The sequence below is a fragment of the Streptococcus mitis genome (assembly GCF_047464035.1).
GTDB lineage: Bacteria > Bacillota > Bacilli > Lactobacillales > Streptococcaceae > Streptococcus > Streptococcus mitis_DX.
The window spans coordinates 1-19,528 of the sequence record NZ_JASHCQ010000005.1 but is presented as its reverse complement, the minus strand read 5'-3'; the positions used below and the strand labels follow the sequence as shown (position 1 = coordinate 19,528).

Here is a 19,528-nt window from a genome sequence, read left to right as displayed (position 1 = left end):
AAAGTGAGAGAAAATGATTTCAAAAAGATTAGAATTAGTGGCTTCCTTTGTGCCACAGGGGGCTATTTTACTAGATGTGGGGAGTGACCATGCTTATCTGCCTATCGAGTTGGTCGAAAGAGGACAAATTGAAGGTGCCATTGCAGGGGAAGTGGTGGAAGGCCCCTACCAGTCCGCGGTTAAAAATGTTGAGGCTCACAGCCTAAAGGAGAAAATCCAAGTTCGTTTAGCCAATGGCTTGGCAGCCTTTGAAGAGGCAGACCAAGTGTCGGTCATTACCATTGCTGGTATGGGTGGTCGTTTGATTGCTAGGATTTTAGAAGAAGGCTTGGAGAAGCTTGGCAATATGCAACGTTTAATCCTCCAACCCAATAATCGTGAAGACGATTTGCGTATCTGGTTGCAAGACCACGGATTTCAGATTGTAGCAGAAAGTATCCTAGAAGAGGCTGGCAAGTTTTACGAGATTTTGGTGGTGGAAGCAGGGGAAATGAAGTTATCAGCTAGTGATGTTCGCTTTGGACCTTTCTTGTCCAAAGAAGTCAGTCCAGTCTTTGTCCAAAGATGGCAAAAAGAAGCTGAGAAGCTAGAGTTCGCCCTCGGACAAATACCAGAAAAAAATATAGAGGAACGTCAAGTTCTAGTAGATAAGATTCAAGCCATCAAGGAGGTGCTCCATGTTAGCAAGTGAAGTAATTAACGCGTATGAAGCCTTTTGCCCTCAGGAATTTTCCATGGAGGGAGACAGTCGTGGCCTGCAAATTGGCACTTTAGACAAGGATATCCAAAGGGTCATGGTGGCTCTGGATATTCGTGAAGAAACGGTGGCTGAAGCCATTGAAAAGGGTGTGGATTTGATTATTGTCAAGCATGCACCGATTTTCCGTCCTATCAAGGATTTGGTAGCTGGCCGTCCGCAAAATCAGATTTACATCGACCTCATCAAGCATGACATCGCAGTTTATGTTAGCCATACCAATATTGACATCGTTGAAAATGGCCTCAATGATTGGTTCTGTCAGATGTTAGGTATTGAGGAGACGACTTATCTGCAGGAGACAAGTCCTGAACGTGGAATTGGACGTATTGGAAATGTTCAGCCTCAGACATTTGGGGAATTGGCCCAACATGTCAAGCAAGTCTTTGGTTTAGATAGCCTTCGAATGGTGCATTATCAAGAGAGTGATTTGCAGAAGCCTATTTCAAGAGTGGCCATCTGTGGTGGCAGTGGGCAGTCATTCTATAAGGATGCTTTGGCAAAGGGGGCAGATGTCTATATTACTGGAGATATTTACTACCACACTGCCCAGGATATGTTGTCTGATGGGTTACTGGCATTGGACCCAGGTCACTATATTGAAGTGCTTTTTGTGGAAAAAATTTCTGCACTCCTTACTCAATGGAAAGGAGAAAATGGCTGGACAATCGATATTGTACCTAGTCAAGCATCGACCAATCCTTTCCACCATATCTAGTTAGAAAGTGAAAACAATGAAAAAAGTTGCCATTATTGGAGCAGGTATTGTAGGAGCAACAGCAGCCTACTACCTCTCGAAAGAAAGTGACCTAGAGGTGACCGTCTTTGACCATGGGCAGGGTCAGGCTACCAAGGCCGCAGCAGGAATAATCAGCCCTTGGTTTTCAAAACGTCGCAATAAGGCCTGGTACAAAATGGCGCGCTTGGGGGCTGACTTTTACGTAGATTTATTAGCTGATTTAGAAAAGTCAGGACAAGAAATCGACTTTTACCAGCGTTTGGGTGTCTTTCTCTTGAAGAAGGATGAATCCAAGTTGGAAGAACTCTATCAACTAGCTCTTCAGCGCAGGGAAGAATCTCCCTTGATAGGCCAGTTAGCCATTCTAGACCAAGCATCAGCTAATGAATTATTCTCTGGTTTGCAGGGATTTGATCGCTTGCTCTATGCTTCTGGTGGAGCGAGAGTAGATGGTCAACTCTTAGTGACTCGTTTGCTAGAAGCTAGTCTGGTCAAACTGGTCAAAGAAAAAGTAACTCTGACACCTTTAGCATCAGGTTACCAGATTGACGAAGAGGTATTTGATCAGGTTATTTTGGCGACGGGAGCTTGGTTGGGACACCTGTTAGAGCCTTTAGGTTATGAAATAGATGTCCGTCCTCAAAAGGGGCAACTCCGAGATTATCAGCTTGCCCAAGACATGGAAGCTTACCCTGTTGTTATGCCTGAAGGGGAGTGGGATTTGATCCCTTTTGCAGGTGGGAAATTGTCCCTAGGTGCTACCCATGAAAATGACATGGGATTTGATTTGACGGTAGATGAAACCTTACTCCAACAAATGGAGGAGGCGGCCTTGCCCCATTACCCAGTTTTAGCTAGAGCGACTTCAAGGGCTGAGCGTGTGGGAATCCGCGCCTATACCAGTGATTTCTCTCCTTTCTTTGGGCAGGTTCCAGAATTGTCAGGTGTCTATGCTGCTAGTGGACTAGGTTCATCAGGTCTCACAACTGGTCCTATCATTGGCTACCATCTAGCTCAACTGATTCAAGACAAGGAGTTGACCTTGGACCCTCTAAACTACCCAATTGAAAACTATGTCAAACGAGTAAAAAGCAAATAAGCATTTTACTGGAATTTTAGTCTCCCCTCTAGGATGGCAAATGACATTCCCTATCAAAAATGGTAAAATAAGAAAAAATAATCCGAGAATCGAGGAAAAAAGATGCAAGAAAAGATTTTGGTAACGGGTGGAGCAGGTTTTATCGGAACCCACACAGTTATTGAGTTAATCCAAGCAGGTCATCAAGTTGTTGTGGTGGATAACCTTGTTAATAGTAATAGAAAAAGTTTAGAAGTTGTTGAGAGAATTACAGGAGTTGAGATTCCTTTTTATGAGGCAGATATCCGTGATACAGATACTCTTCGTGACATTTTCAAACAAGAAGAACCAACAGGGGTCATTCACTTTGCTGGCTTGAAGGCTGTTGGAGAATCTACCCGTATCCCTCTTGCCTACTATGACAATAATATTGCTGGAACTGTTAGTCTTCTAAAAGCTATGGAAGAAAACAACTGTAAAAACATCATTTTCAGTTCTTCTGCGACAGTTTACGGAGATCCTCATACAGTGCCCATCTTGGAAGATTTCCCACTTTCAGTGACCAACCCATATGGCCGCACCAAGCTTATGCTAGAGGAAATTTTGACCGATATCTACAAGGCAGACCCAGAATGGAATGTGGTCTTGCTTCGTTACTTTAACCCAATCGGAGCCCATGAGAGTGGTGATTTGGGAGAAAATCCAAACGGTATTCCAAACAACCTCTTGCCATATGTGACTCAAGTAGCAGTTGGGAAATTAGAGCAAGTGCAAGTGTTTGGAGACGATTACGATACGGAAGACGGAACTGGTGTTCGTGACTATATCCACGTTGTCGATTTGGCTAAAGGTCACGTTGCAGCTCTGAAAAAAATCCAAAAAGGCTCAGGTCTAAATGTCTATAACCTTGGAACAGGGAAAGGCTACTCAGTTCTTGAAATTATCCAAAACATGGAAAAAGCAGTGGGACATCCAATCCCTTACCGCATCGTAGACCGTCGCCCAGGTGATATCGCAGCCTGCTATTCAGATCCTGCAAAAGCCAAAGCAGAACTCGGCTGGGAAGCAGAATTAGGCATCACCCAAATGTGTGAAGACGCATGGCGTTGGCAAAGCAAGCATCCAAATGGATTCGAAGACTAAGATGGTGATATCAATCATTGTCCCCTGTTTAAACGAAGAGGAAGTACTTCCTCTTTTTTATCAGGCTTTGGAAGCTTTACTTCCAGATTTGGAAACAGAAATCGAGTATGTCTTTGTCGACGATGGATCAAGTGATGGGACCTTGGAACTCTTAAAGACCTATCGGGAGCAAAATTCGGCAGTTCATTATATTTCTTTCTCTCGAAATTTTGGCAAAGAAGCAGCTCTGTATGCAGGCTTACAATATGCGACAGGAGATCTGGTGGTCGTGATGGATGCAGACCTCCAGGATCCTCCGAGTATGTTGCTTGAGATGAAAAATTTACTAGACCAAAATGCAGACTTGGACTGTGTTGGAACACGGAGAACTAGTCGGGAGGGAGAACCTTTCTTTCGCAGTTTCTGTGCTGATCTCTTTTATGGTTTCATGAAAAAAATTAGTCCAGTAGCCCTGCCGTCAGGTGTTCGTGATTTTCGCATGATGAGAAGATCTGTAGTCGATGCTATTTTAAGCTTGACTGAGTCCAATCGCTTTTCGAAGGGGCTCTTTGCCTGGGTCGGTTTTAAAACCCACTATCTGGACTATCCAAATGTCGAAAGGCAGGCTGGCAAGACCAGTTGGAGTTTTAGGCAACTCTTTTTCTACTCCATTGAAGGGATTGTTAACTTTTCAGATTTTCCCTTGATTATCGCCTTTGTGGCTGGTCTCCTATCTTGTTTTATTTCTCTGCTTATGACCTTTTTTGTTGTGGTTCGGACTCTCATTTTGGGCAATCCGACATCAGGTTGGACCTCTCTGATGGCTGTTATTCTCTTTCTCGGAGGGATTCAACTCTTGACCATTGGGATTCTCGGCAAGTATATTAGTAAGATTTATCTAGAGACTAAAAAAAGACCACTTTATCTCGTCAAAGAAAAAAGTGACCTTCCTGATTTTACAGAAAAAAATAAAGAGAAAAGACTATAATTTTGCATGGAAATATGCTAAACTAGAAGGAGTGGAACGTTCTTGTCGATATTAGAGTTAATCTTTAATCAAGGCACGTGTCGGACAGTTTCTAACAGCTTCTACGACGTCCTGGCTAGGAGAGATTTCTTTTTCTAGTTGGTCAGGGTCATCGTAAAAACGCACGATTCCATTATCGTGGTAATCAAATAATTCAGAATAAGTTTGGCAAAGACCACAGGCAATGCAGCGTTCAGGTATAAGTGTGATTTTCATATTTATATTGTAATAAGAAAAGTAAAAAAAAACAAGGAGTAAGGTATGGCAAAAGAACCGTGGCAAGAAGATATTTATGAGAATCAGGAAGAAACAAGATCAGAACGTCGTAAGAGAGAACAAGGTGGAGGAGTGCTGGCTAATCGTATCTTGACTATTTTAGCAAGTATTTTCTTTGTGATTGTAGTCGTGATGATTATTGTTCTTATCTATCTTTCATCGGGTGGGAGTAATCGCACAGCAGCCTTGAAAGATTTTCACGATTCAGATACAAAAGTAGAGCAAGTTTCTTCTACTTCTAGTAGTAGTTCAGAGCAGGCATCTTCTAGTTCAGAGGAGAAGGTAGAAGAGTCATCTAGTAGCTCAGAACATCCAACTGATCCAGAAGGAACTACAAAAGTTATGGCTGGAGAAGGAGAAGCAGCTATTGCCGCTCGTGCAGGAATCTCGATTGCTCAGTTAGAGGCTTTGAATCCTGGCCATATGGCTACAGGATCTTGGTTTGCTAATCCTGGAGATGTGATTAAGACTAGATAGGAGTCATAAATGAAGACGATTCAAATTGCTATTGACGGTCCTGCTTCAAGTGGCAAGAGTACGGTCGCAAAGATTATTGCCAAGGATTTTGGATTCACCTACCTAGATACAGGTGCTATGTATCGTGCAGCGACCTACATGGCTCTCAGGAACCAATTAGGAGTTGAACAAGTTGAAGAACTTTTAGCCTTATTGGACCAGCATCCAATCAGTTTTGGACGCTCAGAAACTGGAGAACAACTTGTCTTTGTAGGAGATGTGGATATTACCCATCCTATCCGTGAAAATGAAGTGACCAATCATGTTTCAGCTATTGCAGCAATTCCTGAAGTACGAGAGAAACTAGTTTCTCTCCAACAAGAGATTGCCCAGCAAGGTGGGATTGTCATGGACGGTCGCGATATTGGGACTGTTGTATTGCCACAAGCAGAATTGAAAATTTTCCTAGTAGCTTCGGTAGATGAAAGAGCAGAGCGCCGTTACAAGGAAAATATTGCCAAGGGAATTGAAACAGATCTTGAAACTTTAAAAGAGGAGATTGCTGCACGTGACTACAAGGATAGCCATCGTGAGACTTCACCTCTCAAACAAGCAGAGGATGCTGTCTACCTTGACACAACTGGTTTGAACATTCAAGAAGTAGTTGAAAAAATCAAAGCAGAAGCTGAAAAAAGAATGTAAATGTAGAAAAGCCGATAGATTGATATCGGTTTTTTTCTAAATTTGTCAAAATACTAATTTTAAGGTATAATAGTTGCTGTTCGAGAAATTTTGATTTTCAAAGAATAGTGAATGATGATAAGGAGAAACCATGAACAACCTACCAAATTGCCCACAATGTAACTCAGAGTATGTCTACGAAGACGGTGCCCTACTGGTTTGCCCAGAGTGCGCTCATGAGTGGAATCCTGCTGAAGTTGCAGAAGTAGAAGAAGGTCTTGTCGCTATCGATGCCAACGGAAATAAATTGGCTGACGGTGATACAGTAACCCTCATCAAGGACTTGAAAGTAAAAGGTGCGCCAAAAGATTTGAAACAAGGAACGCGTGTGAAAAATATTCGCATCGTAGAAGGCGACCACAATATCGACTGTAAAATCGATGGCTTTGGTGCCATGAAACTCAAATCAGAGTTTGTGAAGAAAATTTAAGCATGTCAAAGCACTATAAACTAGTATTTTATAGCCGTATCTTCTTGTTTCTAGCGGCTTTTACGGGAGTTTATCTTGAAATCGCCAAGCATGGTGGATTTGGGATGCTTCTCTATTATACGGTTTTGTCAAATCTTTTAGTAGCGATTTTTACGCTCTATCTCCTAAAGGTTATGAGCCGTTTAGGTGAAAACTGGCAAAGACCAAGTCTCTTGCGCTTAAAAGGTGGGGTTACCATGAGTATCATGATTACCTGTGTGATTTACCATTTCCTCTTAGCGCCCATTGCGACTAATTTCTATACTCTGGAAAATTTCCTTTGCCACTATATCGTTCCCCTTTGGTTTTTAGCGGATACCCTCTTTTTTGACAAACAGGGTCAATACAAGATTTGGGATCCAGTTGTGTGGACGATTTTACCCTTGCTGTATATGATTTTTGCTCTTTTTAATGGCTTGGTACTGAAACTTGATGTTCCTAATTCTAAGGTCAGTCCCTTCCCTTACTTCTTTTTGAATGTAAACAAGGGTTGGGATGTCGTGTTTAAGTGGTGTCTGATTATCTTTGTTGCCTATATGGTGGCAGGATTTATCTTCTACTTTATCAAGCAAATCAAGAGAAAGTCATCCTAATACTCTTCGAAAATCAAATTCAAACCACGTCAGTTTCGCCTTGCCGTACTCAAGTACAGCCTGCGGCTATCTTCCTAGTTTGCTCTTTGATTTTCATTGAGTATAAGACACAAGGGATTCATTTTCGAGTTTAAGAAGGAGTCTATACACCAAAGAGACTTCTTCTTTTCTTGCTTGATAACCATCAAAAAATAGAAGATTAAGAGAAATATAGAAAGAGATTTCATGAAACAATTTTTAGAACGGGTCAGTATTTTGGCTCTCTCCCTCGTTTTGATTACCTCCTTTTCGATTTCAAGTGCTCTACCAGCTATGTTTGACTATTATCAAGGTTATCCTAAGGAACAAATTGAGCTCTTAGCGAGCTTGCCATCCTTTGGAATCATGATTATGTTATTACTAAATGGTTTCTTAGAAAAAATATTCCCTGAGCGCTTACAGATTAGTTTGGGCTTGTTGATTTTATCACTGAGTGGAACGGCTCCCTTCTGGTATCAGGCCTATCCTTTTGTCTTTGGAACACGGATTCTTTTTGGTTTGGGTGTTGGGATGATCAATGCCAAGGCCATTTCCATTATTAGTGAACGCTATCAAGGAAAAACGCGCATTCAGATGTTAGGACTACGCGGTTCTGCAGAGGTCGTAGGAGCTTCTCTCATTACCTTGGCAGTCGGTCAGTTGTTGGCCTTTGGTTGGACAGCTACCTTCTTGGCCTATAGTGCTGGATTTTTGGTGCTGACCCTTTATCTGCTCTTTGTCCCTTATGGAAAAGAAAAGAAAGAAGTCAAGAAAAAAGCGAAGGAAGCAAGTCGTTTAACTCGTGAAATGAAAGGCTTGATTTTTACCCTAGCTATAGAAGCGGCAGTTGTAGTTTGTACCAATACGGCTATTACTATTCGTATTCCAAGTTTGATGGTGGAAAGAGGGCTTGGAGATGCCCAGTTATCTAGTTTTGTCCTAAGTATCATGCAGCTGATTGGGATTGTGGCTGGGGTGAGTTTTTCTTTCTTGATTTCTATCTTTAAGGAAAAATTACTCCTCTGGTCTGGTATTACCTTCGGCTTAGGGCAAATTGTGATTGCTTTATCTCCATCCTTGTGGGTGGTGGTGGCAGGAAGCATTCTGGCTGGTTTTGCCTACAGTGTAGCCTTGACGACGGTCTTTCAACTTGTCTCTGAAAGAATTCCAGCTAAACTCCTCAATCAAGCAACCTCATTTGCAGTTTTAGGCTGTAGTTTCGGAGCCTTTACGACTCCATTCGTTCTAGGTGCAATTGGCTTACTAACTCACAATGGGATGCTGGTCTTCGCCATTTTAGGATCCTGGTTGATTGTAACCTCTATCTTTGTTATGTACCTACTTCAAAAGAGAGCTTAGGATTGATTCCTAAGTTTTTCTTTTCGGAAATATTGTACCCAGACAATTATAAATTTTCTAGCTTGTTACGAGACTAATTTCTTGATAAAATAGAAGTCATGACGAGATATAAAGCAACTATTTCCTATGATGGTTATGCCTTTGCTGGTTTTCAGCGCCAGCCTCATGCGCGTAGCGTTCAGGAAGAAATTGAAAAAACCTTGACTAGATTGAATAAGGGGCAAGCCATTACCGTTCACGGTGCTGGTAGGACTGATAGTGGGGTTCATGCTTTGGGACAGGTGATTCATTTTGACTTGCCTTATCAAATGGATGAGGAGAAACTTCGATTTGCTCTGGATACCCAGTCTCCTGAAGATATTGATGTGATTTCTATTGAGCTTGTGGCGGATGATTTTCATTGTCGTTATGCTAAGCACAGCAAGACCTATGAGTTTATTGTGGATAGGGGCCGTCCTAAAAATCCCATGCGTCGTCACTATGCTACTCACTTTCCCTATCCACTCGATGTGGAACGCATGCAGATTGCAATCAAAAAGCTAGAGGGAACCCATGATTTTACCGGTTTTACAGCCTCCGGAACCAGTGTAGAGGACAAGGTTCGTACCATTACAGAAGCTAGTCTCAGGGTTGATGAGACAGGACAATTTTTGACATTCACCTTTTCAGGAAATGGTTTCTTGTATAAACAGATTCGCAATATGGTGGGGACGTTGCTCAAAATAGGAAATAATCGTATGCCAGTGGAGCAGATTGACCTCATCTTGGAGAAAAAGGACAGGCAACTAGCAGGTCCAACGGCAGCACCAAATGGCTTGTATTTAAAGGAGATTCGTTATGAAGAATAATCGTATTTTAGCACTTTCAGGAAATGATATTTTTAGTGGTGGTGGTTTGTCCGCTGATTTGGCTACCTACACCTTGAACGGCTTGCATGGCTTTGTAGCAGTGACTTGTTTGACAGCCTTGACAGAGAAGGGTTTTGAAGTCTTTCCAACTGAGGATGCCATTTTTCAACATGAATTAGATAGCTTGCGTGATGTGGAGTTTGGGGGAATTAAGATTGGTCTTCTCCCTACTGTTAGTGTGGCTGAGAAGGCATTGGACTTTATCAAGCAACATCCAAGAGTGCCTGTGGTATTGGATCCTGTCTTGGTCTGCAAGGAAACGCACGATGTAGCAGTTAGTGAACTCTGCCAAGAATTGATTCGCTTTTTCCCTTATGTCAGTGTGATTACGCCTAACCTCCCAGAAGCAGAATTATTGGCTGGTCAAGAGATCAAAACCTTGGAAGACATGAAAGCTGCAGCGCAGAAATTGCATGACTTAGGAGCGCCAGCAGTCATTATCAAGGGAGGCAATCGCCTTAGTCAGGACAAGGCTGTAGATGTCTTTTATGACGGACAAAACTTTACAGTCCTAGAAAATCCTGTCATTCAAGGGCAAAATGCTGGCGCAGGTTGTACCTTTGCCTCTAGCATTGCCAGTCACTTGGTTAAAGGTGATGAACTTTTACCAGCAGTAGAAAGCTCTAAGGCTTTCGTTTATCGTGCTATTGCACAAGCAGATCAGTATGGAGTAAGACAATATGAAGCAAACCAAAACAACTAAAATCGCCCTTGTATCCCTATTAACCGCCCTTTCTGTGGTTCTAGGCTATTTCTTAAAAATTCCAACACCGACAGGCATTCTAACTCTTTTAGATGCGGGTGTCTTCTTTACGGCCTTCTACTTTGGTAGTCGTGAAGGGGCTGTAGTAGGAGGACTAGCAGGTTTCTTGATTGACCTCTTATCAGGCTATCCTCAATGGATGTTCTTTAGCTTGGTCAACCATGGCTTGCAGGGATTTTTCGCAGGATTTAAAGGAAAAACTCAGTGGTTAGGCCTTATCTTAGCAACTATTGCCATGGTAGGGGGCTACGCCTTGGGTTCTACATTGATGAATGGCTGGGCTGCAGCCCTACCAGAAATTCTACCGAATTTCATGCAAAATATGGTAGGGATGATTGTAGGATTTATTCTTAGTCAAAGTATCAAGAAGATTAAGTAATGAGGATGTGGAGAAAGTCCTAAAAATCAGAAAAAACGCATAGTATCAGGTGTTGAAACCTTGATACTATGCGTTTTATTGTGGGAAGATTTTTGAAGAATTTTAATCAAAATAAAGCAAGTCTTTGCTGGTGCTTGTAAAGAGGTCGAAGCCATCCTTGGTAACAACACCGCAGTCTTCAATACGGACACCGACCTTGCCAGGAATATAGATACCTGGTTCAACAGAGAAGCACATGCCTTCTTCGATGACCATGTCGTTTCCTTCCATGATAGATGGGAATTCATGAACATCCATACCGATACCATGACCGAGACGATGGTTGAAGTACTCACCGTAACCAGCTTTTTCGATGACCTCACGGGCAGCGCGATCCACTTCATGGGCAGTCACACCTGGTTTGATAAAGTCAAGAGCAGCTTGTTGGGCTTCAAGAGTCAAGTTATAAATGTCTTTCTTGAATTGGTCAGGTTTGCCGACAGCGACTGTACGAGTCATATCTGACGCATAGCCGTTGACTAGAACACCAAGGTCAAAGAGGAGAAGAGCATCATTTTCAACCTTGTTAGCTGCTGGAATACCGTGTGGATTTGCAGCATTATCACCAGTCAAGACCATGGTATCGAAGCTCATTTCATAACCTTCACGTTTCATGGCAAAGTCAATTTGAGCGATGATATCTGTCTCTGTCTTATCAAGAGAAATATTGTCAAAGCCAACATTAACAGCCTTGTCCGCATAGAGACCTGCAACCATCATTTTTTGCACTTCGTCAGCTGATTTGATAAGGCGCATACGTTGGATACGAGGAGTGAGGTTTTCAAACTCAGCAGTTTCAAAGACTATTTTCAAGCCATGATATTTGGTCAAGATGAGATTGTCAAACTCAACAGCGACACGTTTGAAGTCAAGTTGTGGAAGAGCATGTTTCATTTTTTGCCATGGATTTTCAGAATCCACATAGCCCACAACTGGGAAGGAAACAGTGCTGCTTGCACGCTCAACCTCAAGGGCTGGGACAAAGAGGAGAGGTTCCTGATCTGCTAGGACAAAAAGGAACATTTGGCGTTCATGGGGATCACTGTAAAAGCCAGTGAGGTAATTGATTGTGACGGGGTCAGATACGACAGCGACGTCTAGTTTTTCTGATTCAAGATATGTTACGATTTGTTGTAATTTAGACATATGCTACCTTCTTTCTACCCCTCTATTTTGGCAAAAAATGAGAGAAAATGCAAGGGAGAAGGGTAAAAGAAAAGACAAAAAAACTCCGACAAGATAACGGAGTTCTTTGATATGATTTTTCTTGGTTTAAGAAAAGTCAGCCTTGCTTTTGACATCACTGTATTCTTCAGCGATTTCTTGGCTGAGGATGTCCTCATAAGCAGGGAGTTGAATGTCCTGACCATATTTCTTCTTGAGGGCAGTAGTGACTAGGCGATAAGCAAGATTGGCATTGCGAGAGAGGATAGGCCCGTGGAAGTAAGAACCAAAGACATTCTTATAATGAACCCCTTCGCCGACCTTTTCTTCGTTATTTCCATTTCCATAGACAACCTGTCCCAGTGGTTTTTGGTCATCCGAGAGGAAAGTACGGCCCTGGTGATTTTCAAAGCCATAGTAGGTTTCATCGAAATCTTCATTGTGAATCTTGATGTCACCTATAAAACGGTTATTGGTCTGGTTGAGGGTGTAGTGGCCCATGACACCTAGCCCTTCGATACGTCTCCCTGAAGCTTCAATATAATATTGACCCAATAGTTGGAAACCACCGCAGATAGCCAGAACCACACCATCGTTTTGGATGTAGTTGTCAATGCTCTCTTTTTTAGCAGGTAGGTCGTCTGCAATAATACTTTGTTCAAAGTCTTGACCGCCACCGAAAAAGGCGATGTCGTAGTGATTTTCGTCAAAGTCATCATGGAGAGAAACGATGTCAACGGTCACATGGGCTCCCAGCTTTTCAGCCACATACTTGAGCATGAGGATGTTTCCATTGTCCCCGTATGTATTCATGAGGTTTCCGTAGAGGTGAGCGATGTTGAGCTGATAAGGGTAATTGCCATCTTTTGAGGAAAGTGAAGTATAAACCATTAGTTCATCTCCTTTCTAACAATCTGACGACTAGCCAGCAGTTCGCGGAATTCAAGCATAGCAGTATAGGTAGCCAGAATATAAGCATGCTTGCAGTCTTGGTTCTCAATTGTCTTAAGAACTTGTTCCAGATTGCTTGTTTCAGTGATTTTATCAGCTGGATAGCCTGTCACTCGGAGACGACGTGCGATTTCAGAATGACGAACACCGCCAGCGTTGATTTCAGGAATATCCATGTCAGTGATTTGTTCAAAATCCGCATCCCAGATCCAGCTGGTATCAATTCCATCTGCATAGTTGGCATTGAGGAGGACAGAGAGGCTAAATGGATAAGGAGCTAGTTTAATCATCTCGATAGCCTGGGTTGCACCAACTGGATTTTTAATCAAAACGAGGGTACATTCTTTGTCACCGATATGGAAGGTTTCCTGGCGTCCAAAGACAGCACGACTCTTATCAAATCCCTGCTTGATTAGTTGGGAATCTGCGCCGAGGAAACGGGCGATAGCCACAGCAGCTAGGGCGTTGTAGATGTTGTAAAGTCCACCGATTTGGATGCCGTATTCTTGGCCGTCAATGACAAAGCGAGAGCGATTGTTGGTTAACTCAACTAGTTCTGTCAAGCGATAGTCGAGATCAGGACGTTTACATCCACAACCTTCACAGATATAGGCACCCAAGTTTGCATAAGTATTGTGCTCATATTTGAGGATGCCTTGGCAGTCAGGGCAGAGGATTCCTTCGGTATTATAGTGAGCCAGCTGAGCTGGACCTTTCTCCAAGTCAAAACCAAAATACTGTACAGGATTTGGAATAGCTGGCTTGTAGAAAAGTGGACTGTCTCCATTAAGAAGAACAGTGGCAGTAGGCACCTTACGAATGGCATCCAAAATCATCTTGTAAGTTGTGTAAATCTCACCATAGCGGTCCATCTGGTCACGGAAAATATTAGTAATAACAAATAAGCTTGGCTTGATGTAGTCACAGATACGAGATAGACTGGCTTCGTCGATTTCTAGGACGGCAATATTTTTCCCAGTTTTAGAAGATTTGGCTGTTAAGAAGGTTGTCGCAATTCCTGTAATCATGTTGGCACCGCTTGGGTTGGTCAGAACTTGACCATAAACCTCTTTTAAAATGCCGACAGTGAGAGCAGTTGTCAAGGTTTTTCCGTTGGTTCCAGTCACTACGACAATCTCGTAGTTCTTAGCTAGGTTTTGTAAAATATCTTTATCGAATTGAAGGGCAAGTTTTCCTGGAAGCGTACTTCCACGGCCAAGACGGCTTAAAATGAAGTGGGAAGAACGCCCAGCAAGAAGGCCCAAAGTAGTTTTTAATTTCATGTTTCTATTATATCATAAAAGAAGGAAAAGACAGATTTGATACTCAATGAAAATCAAAGAGCAAACTAGGAAGCTAGCCGCAGGCTGTACTTGAGTACGGCAAGGTGAAGCTGACGTGGTTTGAATTTGATTTTCGAAGAGTATGAGATTTCGCAGAAATGAAAACAGCCCTCAGAGGGCTGTTCGATACGATTAAATCTCAACTTAAATCGCAAACAAGTCATTCAAGTTCTCAGCCAAGGTTGGGTGAGTGAAGATTTGTTTTGTGAAGTAAGTGTAAGGAATTTTGTTGTCCATAGCAACAGTGATGATGTTGATGATTTCTTGAGAACCTTCTGAGAAGATGCTTGCTCCAAGAATTTCTTTTGTTTCAGTATTAACAACAGCTTTGAAAGCTCCTCGAAGGTCTCCGTTTACGTGACCACGAGGCATTGCTGCAACAGGGATTTCTTTCACTGCGTATGGAAGTTTCAAATCAGCTGCTTGGCTTTCAGTCAAACCAACTTGTGAAAGTGCAGGTGTGATGAACATAGTATTTGGTACATTGAGACGGTCTTCAAGTGTGTAGCTGCCATCTCCAGCAAGGTAGCTGTAAACAACACGGAAGTCATCAAGTGAAATGTAAGTAAATTGAAGGCCACCGTTGACATCTCCAACTGCAAAGACACCAGGAACGTTTGTTTGACAATGTTTGTCTACTTTAATAGCACCACGTTCAGTTAGTTCAATATCTGTATTTTCAAGTTGAAGTGGTTCTACGTTTGGTTTACGTCCTGTTGCGTAGAGAAGGGCATCGAAACGGTAAGTTTCGTTTTCAGTCACAACGAGCACTTGGTCACCGTCGTTTTTGATTTCAGTAGTACGGATATTTTGAAGCAATTCAATACCGTCTTCTTCCATGTATTGTTTAGCAAGAGCTGCGATGGAAGGTTCTGCACGAGGAAGGAAAGTATCCAAGGCATCTAGGACTGTAACCTTGCTTCCAAGTTTGTTGTATAGGCCGGCAAATTCAAGACCGATATTTCCACCACCAAGGACTCCAAGGTTTTCAGGTAATTTGTCCAAGTTTTGGATACCTGTTGAGTCAAAGACGTTTTTGCTTGTAGCAAGTCCAGGGATTGGCAAGACGTTTGAAACAGCACCAGTGTTGATGACGATTGTTTCAGCAGTCAGTTCTTTCTTTTCATCACCAGCTTGGATTTCGATGACTTTATTTGAAAGGAAGTGAGCTTCCGCATCAAAGATATCGACGCCTGTACCAGCAACAGTCGCATAGTTTTTACCGTTGAGGCGACTAGTGATAGTGTTTTTGGTAGCAATCACTTCTTCAAAAGACAAGTCTTTCTCAGCAGCAACCAGCAAAGTTTTAGTTGGGATACAACCGATGTTGATACAAGTTCCACCGTACATAGCTTTGCTACGTTCAACGAGGGCAACTTTTTTACCAGATGAAGCCAATTTACCTGCTAGTGTTTTACCAGCTTTACCAAATCCGATAACGATTAAATCATAAGTTAACATTTAGAGTTCCTCCTATTCGAATTTCATTCTAGCATAAGAAAAAAACTTTTGCACAATTCTGCTACGCTTTAAAAAAGTTTATGAAATAGTGGAAATTTCATCCTTATTTTCTCTGAAAAATCGTTTACATGAGTTTATCGATAGATTGGGCTATCTTTTGCTTCTCTCTTGTGTTATACTAGATAGGTTGCAAAGAAAACAGTACTTTTCTTTTGTGGAAAAGAAGCAACACGATTTTATATCCAGTATATGAAAATACGTCATAAAAAGAAAAGTATAAACTAAGCCCTATAGGGTGGCTTCGCACCACCTTTAGAAAGAAGAATATCGTGAAATTTAATGAATTAAACTTGTCTGCTGATTTGCTAGCAGAGATTGAAAAAGCTGGTTTTGTAGAAGCCAGTCCGATCCAAGAACAAACCATTCCCTTGGCCCTTGAAGGTAAGGACGTTATCGGTCAAGCTCAGACTGGTACAGGAAAAACTGCAGCCTTTGGCTTGCCTACCCTTGAAAAAATTCGTACAGAAGAAGCGACCATCCAAGCTTTGGTTATCGCTCCAACTCGTGAACTAGCTGTCCAAAGTCAAGAAGAACTCTTCCGCTTTGGTCGTAGTAAGGGAGTCAAAGTTCGCTCAGTATATGGCGGATCAAGCATTGAAAAACAAATTAAGGCTTTAAAATCTGGTGCCCATATCGTGGTGGGAACTCCAGGTCGTCTCTTGGACTTGATTAAACGCAAGGCCTTGAAATTACAAGATATTGAAACTCTTATCCTTGACGAAGCGGATGAAATGCTCAACATGGGCTTCCTTGAAGATATCGAAGCTATCATTTCTCGTGTCCCTGAAAACCGTCAAACCTTACTTTTCTCAGCAACTATGCCAGATGCCATCAAACGTATTGGTGTTCAGTTTATGAAAGAACCTGAGCATGTGAAGATTGCTGCTAAGGAATTGACAACAGAATTGGTTGACCAATACTATATTCGTGTTAAAGAACAAGAAAAATTTGATACCATGACTCGTCTTATGGATGTGGAACAACCAGAACTTGCTATCGTATTTGGTCGTACCAAACGTCGTGTAGATGAATTGACTCGTGGTTTGAAAATCCGTGGCTTCCGTGCAGAAGGAATTCATGGAGACCTAGACCAAAACAAACGTCTTCGTGTCCTTCGTGACTTCAAAAACGGCAATCTAGATGTTTTGGTTGCAACAGACGTGGCAGCGCGTGGTTTGGATATTTCAGGTGTAACTCATGTCTATAATTACGATATTCCACAAGATCCTGAAAGTTATGTTCACCGTATCGGTCGTACAGGTCGTGCTGGTAAATCAGGTCAATCGATTACCTTTGTTGCTCCAAACGAAATGGGTTACCTTCAAATTATTGAAAACTTGACTAAGAAGCGCATGAAAGGTCTTAAACCTGCAAGTGCAGAAGAAGCCTTCCAAGCTAAGAAACAGGTTGCACTCAAGAAAATCGAACGTGATTTTGCAGATGAGACAATCCGTGGCAACTTTGAGAAATTTGGTAAGGATGCTCGCAAGTTGGCTGCTGAATTTACTCCAGAAGAATTGGCCATGTATATCTTGAGTCTGACTGTCCAAGATCCAGATAGCCTTCCTGAAGTGGAGATTGCGCGTGAAAAACCACTGCCATTTAAACCATCAGGTAATGGCTTCGGTGGTAAAGGTAAGGGAGGTCGTCGTGGAGATGACCGTCGTGATCGCGAACGCCGTGGCAATGGTCGCCGTGATGATTTCAAAAACGGCAGTCGTGGAAATGATCGTTATGATAAGGAAAAACGTTATCGTAAGGATAATAAAAAACCACGCAATACTTCAAGTGAAAAGCAAACAGGCTTTGTTATTCGTAACAAGGGCGATAAATAAGAAAAAGCGGTTCAAAACGAATCGCTTTTTTATATAAGGAGACCGAATGGAAATAGAAAGATAAATAAAATAGATATATTATCTTCTTGTAATATTATAATACACAAAAATAAGGGGCTTGTCAATAGAAAAGAAGCAATTTAATTAAAAATATTCTTGTTTTTTCAAATTGCAATTAAATAAGCAATTTTCAGATAATAATTGAAAATTCAAGCTGTTTATGTTATAATGATAGCGATTAAATTCGAGGTGAAAAATGGCACATTTATTAGAAAAAACTAGAAAAATTACTTCTATCCTGAAGCGCTCAGAGGAGCAGTTGCAGGAAGAACTTCCCTACAATGCGATTACCCGTCAATTGGCAGATATTATTGACTGTAACGCCTGTATCGTCAATAGCAAGGGACGTCTCCTTGGTTATTTTATGCGTTACAAAACCAATACAGATCGTGTAGAGCAGTTCTTCCAAACTAAGATTTTCCCAGATGACTACATTCAAGGTGCGAACATGATTTACGATACAGAAGCCAATCTGACAGTTGATCATGATTTAAGCATTTTTCCTGTGGAAAGTCGTGCCGACTTTCCAGATGGTTTGACGACTATTGCACCGATTCATGTATCAGGGATTCGACTTGGTTCTTTGATTATTTGGCGCAATGATAAAAAATTCGAAGACGAGGACTTGATTCTTGTTGAGATTGCGAGTACCGTTGTTGGAATTCAACTCCTTAATTTCCAGCGTGAAGAAGATGAGAAAAATATCCGTCGCCGTACTGCTGTTACCATGGCGGTTAATACCCTTTCTTACTCCGAACTCCGTGCTGTTTCAGCAATTTTAGGGGAATTAAATGGAAATGAAGGGCAGTTGACTGCGTCTGTGATTGCAGACCGTATCGGAATCACTCGTTCTGTGATTGTCAATGCCCTTCGTAAACTTGAGTCTGCAGGGATTATTGAAAGTCGCTCACTTGGAATGAAGGGAACCTACCTTAAGGTTTTGATTTCAGATATTTTTGAAGAAGTGAAGAAAAGAGATTACTAATGACTAAGGCTTTGATTTCGATTGATTATACAGAAGATTTTGTTGCTGATAGTGGAAAATTGACAGCAGGCGCTCCAGCTCAGGCGATTTCGGATGCCATCAGCAAGGTAACTCGACTAGCTTTTGAACGAGGAGATTACATCTTCTTTACCATTGATGCTCACGAAGAAAACGATTGTTTCCATCCAGAAAGCAAGCTGTTTCCTCCTCACAATTTGATTGGGACTAGTGGACGGAATTTATACGGAGATTTGGGGGTCTTTTATCAAGAGCATGGTTCAGACAGTCGTGTCTTTTGGATGGATAAACGTCATTACTCAGCTTTTTCGGGTACTGACCTAGATATCCGTTTGAGAGAGCGTCGAATTTCTACAGTTATTTTAACCGGAGTTTTGACGGATATCTGTGTCCTGCATACAGCTATAGATGCCTATAATCTAGGATATGATATCGAGATTGTTAAACCAGCTGTTGCTTCCATCTGGCCTGAAAATCACCAATTTGCCCTAGGTCATTTCAAAAATACACTCGGAGCTAAGTTAGTAGATGAAAATCTAAATGAACTTTCTGAGTAATTTGGTTGATGAAATGAAAAAAATTGAAAAAAAGTGTTGACAAGCATCCTAAAAGTTGATATACTAGTAAAGTAATCGACGCGGGGATGGCGGAATTGGCAGACGCGCAGGACTAAGGATCCTGTGACCGCTTTAGGTCGTGAGGGTTCAAGTCCCTCTCTCCGCATAGGATAAGAGTTAGCTTAAGCTAGCTCTTTTTTATCTAGTTCAAGTAGAGCAAAAAATTTTTGCTCTTTTTTTGTAGGCTCTTTGTCAACTGTAGTGGGTTGATGAAAAGCTAAGCTCGAGAAAGGACAAATTTCGTCCTTTCTTTTTTGATGTTCAGAGAGATAAAAATCCTTTTTTTGAAGTTTTCAAAGTTCCGAAATCC

21 protein-coding genes and 1 tRNA gene are annotated in these 19,528 nt (G+C 41.8%); 17 read left to right on the top strand and 5 right to left on the bottom strand.

What is annotated here, in order from left to right; genetic code table 11:
- Nucleotides 1–13 precede the first annotated feature (13 nt).
- From QM818_RS02855 to QM818_RS02835, 5 genes are all read left to right on the top strand, one after another.
- Nucleotides 14–691 (top strand): tRNA (adenine(22)-N(1))-methyltransferase, encoded by a 678-nt coding sequence (locus tag QM818_RS02855; protein ID WP_414299889.1) that lies wholly within the window; start codon nt 14–16, stop codon nt 689–691.
- Entirely contained in the window at nt 678–1,475 is a 798-nt protein-coding gene (locus tag QM818_RS02850) for a Nif3-like dinuclear metal center hexameric protein (protein ID WP_414299888.1), read from the top strand. The genes QM818_RS02855 and QM818_RS02850 overlap by 14 nt, the downstream gene beginning before the upstream one ends.
- 16 nt (nt 1,476–1,491) lie before the next feature.
- Nucleotides 1,492–2,595: an NAD(P)/FAD-dependent oxidoreductase gene (locus QM818_RS02845; RefSeq protein ID WP_414299887.1), complete on the top strand. Its 1,104-nt coding sequence runs from the start codon at nt 1,492–1,494 to the stop codon at nt 2,593–2,595.
- A gap of 102 nt (nt 2,596–2,697) precedes the next feature.
- The gene (gene galE, locus QM818_RS02840; protein ID WP_261092994.1) at nt 2,698–3,717 is read left to right on the top strand and encodes a UDP-glucose 4-epimerase GalE; all 1,020 of its coding nucleotides are present in this window, start codon (nt 2,698–2,700) and stop codon (nt 3,715–3,717) included.
- Between the two features lies 1 nt (nt 3,718).
- A complete protein-coding gene (locus QM818_RS02835; RefSeq protein WP_150922536.1) occupies nt 3,719–4,684 on the top strand; it encodes a glycosyltransferase family 2 protein in 966 nt (321 codons plus the stop codon).
- A gap of 57 nt (nt 4,685–4,741) precedes the next feature.
- On the opposite strand, the gene QM818_RS02830 is transcribed toward QM818_RS02835, so the two are convergent.
- Nucleotides 4,742–4,939 (bottom strand): ferredoxin, encoded by a 198-nt coding sequence (locus QM818_RS02830; protein WP_004235080.1) that lies wholly within the window; start codon nt 4,937–4,939, stop codon nt 4,742–4,744.
- A 45-nt stretch (nt 4,940–4,984) separates the two neighbouring features.
- On the opposite strand from QM818_RS02830, the gene QM818_RS02825 reads away from it, so the two are divergent.
- From QM818_RS02825 to QM818_RS02790, 8 genes are all read left to right on the top strand, one after another.
- Nucleotides 4,985–5,476 carry an SAG1386/EF1546 family surface-associated protein gene (locus QM818_RS02825; protein ID WP_001040919.1) on the top strand — a complete coding sequence of 164 codons (492 nt, stop codon included), beginning with the start codon at nt 4,985–4,987 and terminating at the stop codon, nt 5,474–5,476.
- 9 nt (nt 5,477–5,485) lie between these two features.
- On the top strand, nt 5,486–6,157 hold the full coding sequence (cmk, locus tag QM818_RS02820) for a (d)CMP kinase (protein WP_414299886.1): 672 nt from the start codon (nt 5,486–5,488) through the stop codon (nt 6,155–6,157).
- Nucleotides 6,158–6,287: 130 nt separating this feature from the next.
- Nucleotides 6,288–6,626, top strand: a complete 339-nt coding sequence (locus QM818_RS02815) for a zinc ribbon domain-containing protein YjdM (RefSeq protein WP_020903640.1) — start codon at nt 6,288–6,290, stop codon at nt 6,624–6,626.
- A gap of 2 nt (nt 6,627–6,628) precedes the next feature.
- Nucleotides 6,629–7,258, top strand: coding sequence for a Pr6Pr family membrane protein (locus QM818_RS02810; protein WP_000033944.1), 630 nt, complete (start codon nt 6,629–6,631; stop codon nt 7,256–7,258).
- Nucleotides 7,259–7,483: 225 nt separating this feature from the next.
- The gene (locus QM818_RS02805; RefSeq protein ID WP_101785892.1) at nt 7,484–8,635 is read left to right on the top strand and encodes an MFS transporter; all 1,152 of its coding nucleotides are present in this window, start codon (nt 7,484–7,486) and stop codon (nt 8,633–8,635) included.
- 98 nt (nt 8,636–8,733) lie between these two features.
- Complete coding sequence (gene truA / locus QM818_RS02800) at nt 8,734–9,483, top strand: tRNA pseudouridine(38-40) synthase TruA (protein ID WP_125416066.1); 750 nt, start codon at nt 8,734–8,736, stop codon at nt 9,481–9,483.
- Nucleotides 9,473–10,246 carry a bifunctional hydroxymethylpyrimidine kinase/phosphomethylpyrimidine kinase gene (locus QM818_RS02795; RefSeq protein WP_238095361.1) on the top strand — a complete coding sequence of 258 codons (774 nt, stop codon included), beginning with the start codon at nt 9,473–9,475 and terminating at the stop codon, nt 10,244–10,246. The genes truA and QM818_RS02795 overlap by 11 nt, the downstream gene beginning before the upstream one ends.
- Nucleotides 10,224–10,685, top strand: a complete 462-nt coding sequence (locus QM818_RS02790) for an ECF transporter S component (protein WP_000814989.1) — start codon at nt 10,224–10,226, stop codon at nt 10,683–10,685. The genes QM818_RS02795 and QM818_RS02790 overlap by 23 nt, the downstream gene beginning before the upstream one ends.
- 102 nt (nt 10,686–10,787) lie before the next feature.
- Here the strand turns inward: QM818_RS02790 and QM818_RS02785 are convergent, their stop codons facing one another.
- From QM818_RS02785 to QM818_RS02770, 4 genes are all read right to left on the bottom strand, one after another.
- Nucleotides 10,788–11,870 (bottom strand): M24 family metallopeptidase, encoded by a 1,083-nt coding sequence (locus QM818_RS02785; RefSeq protein ID WP_049516458.1) that lies wholly within the window; start codon nt 11,868–11,870, stop codon nt 10,788–10,790.
- Nucleotides 11,871–11,996: 126 nt separating this feature from the next.
- Nucleotides 11,997–12,779, bottom strand: coding sequence for a lipid II isoglutaminyl synthase subunit GatD (gatD, locus tag QM818_RS02780; protein ID WP_112443988.1), 783 nt, complete (start codon nt 12,777–12,779; stop codon nt 11,997–11,999).
- The gene (murT, locus tag QM818_RS02775) at nt 12,779–14,122 is read right to left on the bottom strand and encodes a lipid II isoglutaminyl synthase subunit MurT (protein ID WP_173876411.1); all 1,344 of its coding nucleotides are present in this window, start codon (nt 14,120–14,122) and stop codon (nt 12,779–12,781) included. The genes gatD and murT overlap by 1 nt, the downstream gene beginning before the upstream one ends.
- 204 nt (nt 14,123–14,326) lie before the next feature.
- Nucleotides 14,327–15,643 carry an FAD-containing oxidoreductase gene (locus QM818_RS02770; RefSeq protein WP_414299885.1) on the bottom strand — a complete coding sequence of 439 codons (1,317 nt, stop codon included), beginning with the start codon at nt 15,641–15,643 and terminating at the stop codon, nt 14,327–14,329.
- 329 nt (nt 15,644–15,972) lie between these two features.
- Here QM818_RS02770 and cshA point away from each other — a divergent pair, with 329 nt between their 5' ends.
- The 4 genes from cshA (at nt 15,973) to QM818_RS02750 (ending at nt 19,324) form a co-directional block, all read left to right on the top strand.
- Nucleotides 15,973–17,538: a degradosome RNA helicase CshA gene (gene cshA / locus QM818_RS02765; RefSeq protein WP_000671119.1), complete on the top strand. Its 1,566-nt coding sequence runs from the start codon at nt 15,973–15,975 to the stop codon at nt 17,536–17,538.
- A 256-nt stretch (nt 17,539–17,794) separates the two neighbouring features.
- Nucleotides 17,795–18,583 (top strand): GTP-sensing pleiotropic transcriptional regulator CodY, encoded by a 789-nt coding sequence (gene codY, locus QM818_RS02760; protein WP_000940738.1) that lies wholly within the window; start codon nt 17,795–17,797, stop codon nt 18,581–18,583.
- Complete coding sequence (locus QM818_RS02755; protein ID WP_261079638.1) at nt 18,583–19,158, top strand: cysteine hydrolase family protein; 576 nt, start codon at nt 18,583–18,585, stop codon at nt 19,156–19,158. Before codY ends, QM818_RS02755 begins: the two co-directional genes overlap by 1 nt.
- 80 nt (nt 19,159–19,238) lie before the next feature.
- Nucleotides 19,239–19,324 (top strand) — tRNA-Leu (locus QM818_RS02750).
- Nucleotides 19,325–19,528 lie beyond the last annotated feature (204 nt).